The organism is Microcystis sp. LSC13-02 (assembly GCA_002282935.1).
Lineage (GTDB): Bacteria > Cyanobacteriota > Cyanobacteriia > Cyanobacteriales > Microcystaceae > Microcystis.
The window spans coordinates 1-6,766 of sequence record MTBT01000301.1 but is presented as its reverse complement, the minus strand read 5'-3'; the positions used below and the strand labels follow the sequence as shown (position 1 = coordinate 6,766).

Below are 6,766 nucleotides of genomic sequence, written 5' to 3'. Positions count from 1 at the left end.
ACCAGAACAGAGTAAATCTGTTAAGGCAGGTGCGGAACCCCGCAAGGGAAAGAAGCAGAAACCTAAATCGTGAGGTTTGGGAATCACCGTCTCTTTAGAGCGGGGAGTGTCAAATGATCGGGATGAAGCTGTGGTGCAATAGATTGTGGAGAGGGAGCTAAAACGAGGATCGGGGTATATATCCTCCAGTTATAATGAAATCTGGGAAAATGACACCGCCGCATCCCGAAAACTCTCACCCCTTGCCGGGTATAATCGATCGCAGGAAAAATTTTATGAGTAAATTTGTCTTTGTCACCGGGGGAGTCGTCTCCAGTATTGGGAAAGGAATTGTCGCCGCTAGTTTAGGAAGATTGTTGAAAAGTCGGGATTATTCCGTCTCAATTCTGAAATTAGACCCCTATATCAACGTGGATCCGGGTACGATGAGTCCTTTTCAACACGGAGAGGTATTTGTCACCGATGATGGGGCCGAAACCGACCTCGACCTTGGCCACTACGAACGTTTTACCGATACGGAACTCTCCCGTCTCAATAGCGTGACTACAGGCTCGATTTATCAAGCGGTATTGAATAAAGAGCGCCGTGGTGCTTATATGGGGGGAACTGTGCAGGTAATTCCCCATATTACCAACGAAATCAAGGAAAGGATTCTTCGGGTGGCCAAAGATACCAACCCCGATATTGTCATCACAGAAATTGGTGGTACGGTGGGAGATATCGAATCTTTGCCTTTTTTAGAAGCAATTAGACAATTTAGGAAGGATGTGGGTCGAAATAACGTAGTTTATATGCACGTTACCCTAATTCCTTGGATTCCGGCCGCCAAGGAGATGAAAACTAAACCGACGCAACACTCGGTCAAGGAATTAAGATCGATCGGCATTCAACCGGATGTGTTAGTCTGTCGTTGTCATCTACCCCTACAACCGGGGTTAAAAGAAAAACTCTCAGCTTTCTGTGATGTGCCGGTGGAATCGGTGATTACCGCTCAGGATGCCAGCAGTATCTACGAAGTTCCCCTCAATCTGGAAAAAGAGGGATTAGCGCAACAAACCCTAGAATTATTAAACCTGGGTCCCCGATACCCCCATCTGGAGGAGTGGGAAAATCTCATCCGACAGATGCAATCCCCCGGTCAAAAATTAGAGATAGCTATCGTTGGTAAATACGTGCAGTTGGGGGATGCTTATCTCTCGGTGGTAGAGGCCCTCAAACACGCTGCTATTGCCCTTGATAGCGAGATAGAATTGCGTTGGGTAAGTGCCGAAGATGTGGATAATGATTCGGCCGAAGCTCATTTAAGCGGTGTTGACGGTATTGTTGTACCCGGTGGTTTTGGTATTAGGGGTGTGGATGGCAAAATTAAGGCGATCGAGTATGCTAGGGTCAATAATATTCCTTTCTTGGGTCTCTGTTTAGGGATGCAGTGTTCGATTATCGAATGGGGTCGCAATGTGGCCCAATTAGAAAGGGCCAATAGTTCCGAATTTGAAGAAGATACACCGAATCCGGTGATTAATTTACTGCCAGAACAGGCAGATGTGGTAGATTTAGGGGGAACAATGCGCTTAGGTCTCTATCCCTGTCGTTTAAATCCCGATAGTCTGGCTTTCTCCCTCTACGGTCAAGAGGTTATCTATGAGCGCCATCGTCACCGTTACGAGTTCAATAATGCCTATCGTAGTCTCTTTTTCGAGACTGGTTATCTGGTGAGTGGCACTTCTCCTGATGGTCGTTTGGTGGAAATTATCGAACTACCAAAACATCCTTTCTTTATTGCTACCCAATTTCACCCCGAATTTCGCTCCCGTCCCAATAAAGCTCATCCTCTCTTTTATGGTTTCATGAAAGCGGCCCTCAAGGGTAGAGAGCAAAAGTTCTCCCTGAGTAGTCAGCATTCAGCTATTGGTTAGGATTTGCTGGTCTGATTGGCTCAAAATCTGGTTTTTTGGGGGGAAACCCCCGAAAATTTGTCATCTTAACCCCAGTTTGGCCTAGGGTTTTCCGAATTGACGTTGATAAACTACTTCTTCCTTGCCAGATTCCAGTTTAATATCCGAGCGAGGATAGGCCACACATAACAAAGCATAGCCTTCTTTTTGCAGGTCGGGGGATAATCCCATGCCATCACTTTGTTCGACGCTACCCTGGGAAAGTTGAGCGGCACAGGTAGTACATACGCCCGCATTGCAAGAACTGGGTAAGTCGATTCCCGCATCGTAGGCCGCTTGTAGTATAGTTTGATCTTCCCTAACTTCGATCGTTTGTGTTGTTCCTAAATGAGAAATTTCTACTTTGTAGGTTGTGGTCATAGCTAATCAATGATGCTTTGAACTTCACCTATTTTATCATTCGGCGTTTGACAACCTTGCACCCATCCAAAAGTTAGTTTGGGTCTAGGTTTTAAAAATCCCACAAAAGAAGATTCATATCTCAAATCAGCAACGCCGGTGAGTATCTTGTCGAAAAATGTAGCGGGGGCATTCATCCGACATTTTAGGTAATACCGCGCTGACGTAATTGGTCGATAAAAAATTCTTCTAGGGAAGCACGAGCTAAATTAAGACTAATCAAGCGAGCATCGATACTAGACAGGGCAGCCAGAAAAGCATCGGGTTCTCCCTGTAATTGTCCGTGCCAACAATGATCGCGCCAATGCAAACCGAGTATCCATTGCTGTAGTTGATCTTCCCTCCCACCTTGAACAATCACCTGATAGACATCAGCACGACCGAGAATTTGGTCGAGGGAACCAACACAGAGTAATTCTCCCCGGGCCAACAGGGCAATGCGATCGCAAATTTGTTCCACATCGGAGAGAATATGAGAGTTAAAAAAGATAGTTTTCCCCTGTTGTTTGAGGGATTGAATAATTTCTCGCACCTGATAGCGACCGATAGGATCCAGTCCCGACATCGGTTCATCGAGAAAGACTAATTCGGGATCATTGATTAATGCTTGGGCTATACCAATCCGTTGCATCATCCCCTTAGAATATTGACGCAATTGCTTTTTCTGGGCAGTTTTGCGGTCTAATCCCACTAAATCCGATAATTCAGGAATGCGTTTTTTCTGCACAGAAGCGGGAATTTCAAAAATGCTGGCGATTAATTGTAGGAATTCCCAGCCGGTGAGATAGTCGTAGTAGTAGGCATTTTCGGGAAGATAGCCGATGCGTTGCCTGACCGAGCGATCGCCAATTGGCTGACCGAGAATCAAGGCCCGTCCGGAAGTGGGTCGGACAATCCCCAAAAGGGTTTTTAAGAGCGTGGTTTTGCCCGCACCGTTCGGGCCTAATAATCCAAAGGTTTCGCCCTCATGGACAATTAAAGTGCAGTTTTTCAAGGATTCGATTTTTTTATCTAACCAGAATCCCGTCCGATAAGTTTTTTGTAAGTTTAACGTCTCTAGCACAGTTTGACAGCTGCTATTCGTCATTGTTTTGGAATCATCTCTCCTACACTTTGCTTTTATTATCCCCAAATTGTCAGCAGTAATATCATGGCTATCAAAATAGCACGATTTTGGAACCCAGAAAAATCCCAACCGGTCTTGAGAAGGGGTATCGGTGCAGTTCCGGGCTATCACAAGCTTTCTTCTCTGGCATTGGTGAGAATCGGCCGCTAAAATCTGTTAGAAAGGTAACTTTGACACTTGAGCGACAACTGGTACAATGGTGCGAACGCTTACGAAAACCAGACTCTTACACAAACACAGCATGAAACAACTCCTCAATTGCCTCAATTCGTTGACAGTGGCTAGTGTAGCCACTATCGCTTTGGCCTACCCTAGCATCGCTCAAGTTAATCTGTCTGTTTATCCCTATCCTTCCTCGTCGAACGAATCCATAGAATTATACGTTCCCCCTCCAGAAAGCAATAACACCAATAATACCTGTACTCAATTGATCGGGGCAAATATCGATAAAATTATTAGTCAAGCTCCCAATCAGTGGGGTATATTAATCGAATCTCTCGATCGCCAAACAGTTATTTATAGTCATAACGCTGATCGCTATTTTATCCCTGCTTCTAATACAAAGTTATTTACCACGGCTGCCGCTTTACAGGTGATGAACCCGGAAACGACGATTCAGAAAAAATCCCTGCGCGATTGGGTTAATATCACTAATCAGAGAAGTAATAATTTCTACGCTGAAACTCTTTTTCGCTTTATCGGCGGTTCTAAAAATGTTACTGCCATCTTGGCACAATTGGGCATCAATCCCAGTGGTTTTCGTTTAGCCGATGGTTCGGGATTATCCCGCCATAATACCGCTACTCCCCGCTCGATCGTGGAAATTTTGCGGGTGATGTATTATTCTCCTAATCGAGACACTTTCTATGCTTCCTTACCGGTAGCGGGAATTAGTGGCACCCTGAGAAACCGAATGCGTCAGACGGCCGCTACTGGTACAGTTTACGCTAAAACCGGCACTCTTACTGGTGTGCGGGCCTTATCGGGCTATCTAGAACACCCCAACCAAGGACAGATGTTATTTAGCATTATCGTTAATAATCAACGGGTTTCTGGACAGTCCCTGGTGAAAGCGATCGATACTATTGTCCTACAGATGACCCAATCTCGTTCCTGTCAAGCTCAGTAGCTCTCTGGTAAAAATCCCCAATTGTCCTGATCAGCTGTCCGCGCATTTAAATTGCTTGTGGAGATGAGGCAAGAGTAAAGGTTAATAATAGCCATAATCTGCTTCGGTTTGGGTTTGGGTTTGGGGGGAGAGATATTCAAAATTAGAGGGATCTCGCAAGAAGCGAAATATTTCTTCTTCGAGACGATGAATTAGATAGGGTTCTATGGAATTAGAATCGCGTAAACAGGCTAAATAGCCTTCTACATATAGCCGGATCTCATCAAAACGCGAGCCACGGTGCCAAAGATCCACCATGTCATCGGTTAGTCTTTGATAGTAACGAATAGATTGGGTATCTTGGAGCATGGGCAGTAGAACAAAAAAGAGAGAGTGGGGGTAAGTGTTTATCGATAATCGTAGGGAGAATTGCTATTCTCAGTCTCCGATATCTCTATTGTACCCACCAAATCGGCAAAACACAGAGGAGGGAATTTTCAGTGATCAGTAAAGGGTGTGGGGTGTGGGGGAAGTAGGGTGTGGGGAGAACAAAGCTGCCGACCGCCTTCGTATAGGTTATTCGTGGTTTCTTTGTCTTTTTGCCCGTTCAATTTCTGCTTGTAGTTCTGCTATTTGTCGCCTCAATCTTTCGCTTTCGCTATCATGAGCATCAACATTAATTGAGCTTTTTACCCCTGTTTTGGCATAGTTTCCCCGGCGAATTTGACGATAGGATTCCGAGTTAAACCATTCCTGTAGATAATGCACTCTTTCCACGGAAAAAGGATGGGTTAAAAAGGAACCATTACCGCCATTATAAATGAGAAATTTATAAATCTGGTTTAAGTTATCTTGGTCTAATTGTCGGTAGGCTTCTCCTTGGCGAATAAATTCTTCTAAGTTGCATTCATGCAGGTATTTTTGACTTCCTCCTGCACATTTCATTAAAGTTCTCAGGACTAAATTTAAATCATCGCTAACTAATAAAGCGGCTCTGTCTGCTGATAATTCTGCTTTTCTGCGCCATTCATAAAAGGCATAAACTAGACCGGTAGTAATGGCTTTTCCTAGTCCTAAGGTGATGTCCCCAAGCAAATTAGCCGCCCCCATCACCCAAAAAGACATTTGAATTAAAATACTATGATCGCATTTTAAATGACCTAATTCGTGGGCAAGAATTACCCGAATCTCTTCTTCATCTAAGAGGTCTAAAAGGGCAGTATTAAAGACAATGTAGGGATGTTCCGAACCCAAAGAATAGGCATTGGCTAAAGGGTTTTGACTGACATAAAGATTCGGTTCTGGGAACATATCTAAATCCCGCAGACATTGGCGATATATACCGTATAAAGTGGCGTATTGACGCGGGCCGACTTTTAGATCATTGCCCATTAATAAAATTTGCTGGGGACGTTCATAGAGATATTCGGAAAAACTTTTCGCTAATAAGTCAAACCCCGGAACTGATCTTAAGGCCTGTTCAGCTTGCTGATCTAGGGGATGTTTAAAAGCTTGACTGGAGATATCAGGATAAGTTGGCATATTAATAGAATAAGAAAGTCAAAATTTCTCCTAAATTATACCAATTTTCAATAATCGTGACTAACATCTGAGAGCGCAATTCCCTTCTCCGAGAGCAATTGCGCTTTGAAATGATCAACTAAGTCTGTCATTACTTTTGAAAAATGATATTAGTAAGTAAGTGGTTTCAATTAAATTGAAGATAGATTTTGTCTTTGGTCCCCCCCTGTCCATTGGTCAGATCTTTCTTAAGATTTCAACCCTTTGTAGCACAAGGCTTTCAAGACTCGGTTAATAATCTGTAATATTCCTTGTTGACCCCCTTACTGACAAAGAAAAAACTGAAATAAAGTCCGGATAAGGGTGGAGTGCTTACTGACAAAATTGTTAAGAAAGCTCCCTATAAGGGATAGCTTAATCAGGGGGGTGTCTGACAATTTTTAACAGCCACCTACTTATTACTTCCGATTTTATCGCTCAATCCAAGCCCTTGCGGGGTTCTACCTCCCAACCCCCGTTGGGGAGGAGAAGACCGCACGACCCGCACGCGCAGTTTCAGCTGTCCGTGTTGACATCCTCACCGCCGTAAACGGACGGTGATTCCCAAACCTCACGATTTAGGTTTCTGCTTCTTTCCCTTGCGGGGTTCCGCACCGG

The 6,766-nt window shown here is 44.3% G+C and carries 8 protein-coding genes; 3 read left to right on the top strand and 5 right to left on the bottom strand.

Annotated features, from left to right (window positions below; all coding sequences use genetic code 11):
* Positions 1 to 275 precede the first annotated feature (275 nt).
* Positions 276 to 1,916: a glutamine hydrolyzing CTP synthase gene (pyrG, locus tag BGL89_RS18815; protein WP_286827046.1), complete on the top strand. Its 1,641-nt coding sequence runs from the start codon at positions 276 to 278 to the stop codon at positions 1,914 to 1,916.
* Between the two features lie 81 nt (positions 1,917 to 1,997).
* Here pyrG and BGL89_RS18810 read toward each other — a convergent pair whose 3' ends face one another.
* The 3 genes from BGL89_RS18810 to BGL89_RS18800 are packed head-to-tail and all read right to left on the bottom strand — an operon-like array spanning position 1,998 to position 3,441.
* Positions 1,998 to 2,315, bottom strand: a complete 318-nt coding sequence (locus tag BGL89_RS18810; protein ID WP_158200850.1) for a 2Fe-2S iron-sulfur cluster-binding protein — start codon at positions 2,313 to 2,315, stop codon at positions 1,998 to 2,000.
* 2 nt (positions 2,316 to 2,317) lie between these two features.
* Entirely contained in the window at positions 2,318 to 2,491 is a 174-nt protein-coding gene (locus BGL89_RS18805; RefSeq protein WP_286827044.1) for a hypothetical protein, read from the bottom strand.
* 8 nt (positions 2,492 to 2,499) lie between these two features.
* A complete protein-coding gene (locus BGL89_RS18800; RefSeq protein WP_286827043.1) occupies positions 2,500 to 3,441 on the bottom strand; it encodes an ABC transporter ATP-binding protein in 942 nt (313 codons plus the stop codon).
* Positions 3,442 to 3,504: 63 nt separating this feature from the next.
* Here BGL89_RS18800 and BGL89_RS18795 point away from each other — a divergent pair, with 63 nt between their 5' ends.
* On the top strand, positions 3,505 to 3,630 hold the full coding sequence (locus BGL89_RS18795) for a hypothetical protein (protein ID WP_286827042.1): 126 nt from the start codon (positions 3,505 to 3,507) through the stop codon (positions 3,628 to 3,630).
* A 91-nt stretch (positions 3,631 to 3,721) separates the two neighbouring features.
* Positions 3,722 to 4,609, top strand: coding sequence for a D-alanyl-D-alanine carboxypeptidase/D-alanyl-D-alanine endopeptidase (gene dacB / locus BGL89_RS18790; protein WP_286827041.1), 888 nt, complete (start codon positions 3,722 to 3,724; stop codon positions 4,607 to 4,609).
* Positions 4,610 to 4,690: 81 nt separating this feature from the next.
* Here dacB and BGL89_RS18785 read toward each other — a convergent pair whose 3' ends face one another.
* Both BGL89_RS18785 and BGL89_RS18780 read right to left on the bottom strand, forming a co-directional pair.
* Positions 4,691 to 4,957, bottom strand: a complete 267-nt coding sequence (locus tag BGL89_RS18785; RefSeq protein WP_045356196.1) for a DUF6761 family protein — start codon at positions 4,955 to 4,957, stop codon at positions 4,691 to 4,693.
* Between the two features lie 207 nt (positions 4,958 to 5,164).
* A complete protein-coding gene (locus BGL89_RS18780) occupies positions 5,165 to 6,130 on the bottom strand; it encodes a M48 family metallopeptidase (protein ID WP_286827040.1) in 966 nt (321 codons plus the stop codon).
* Positions 6,131 to 6,766: the final 636 nt, after the last annotated feature.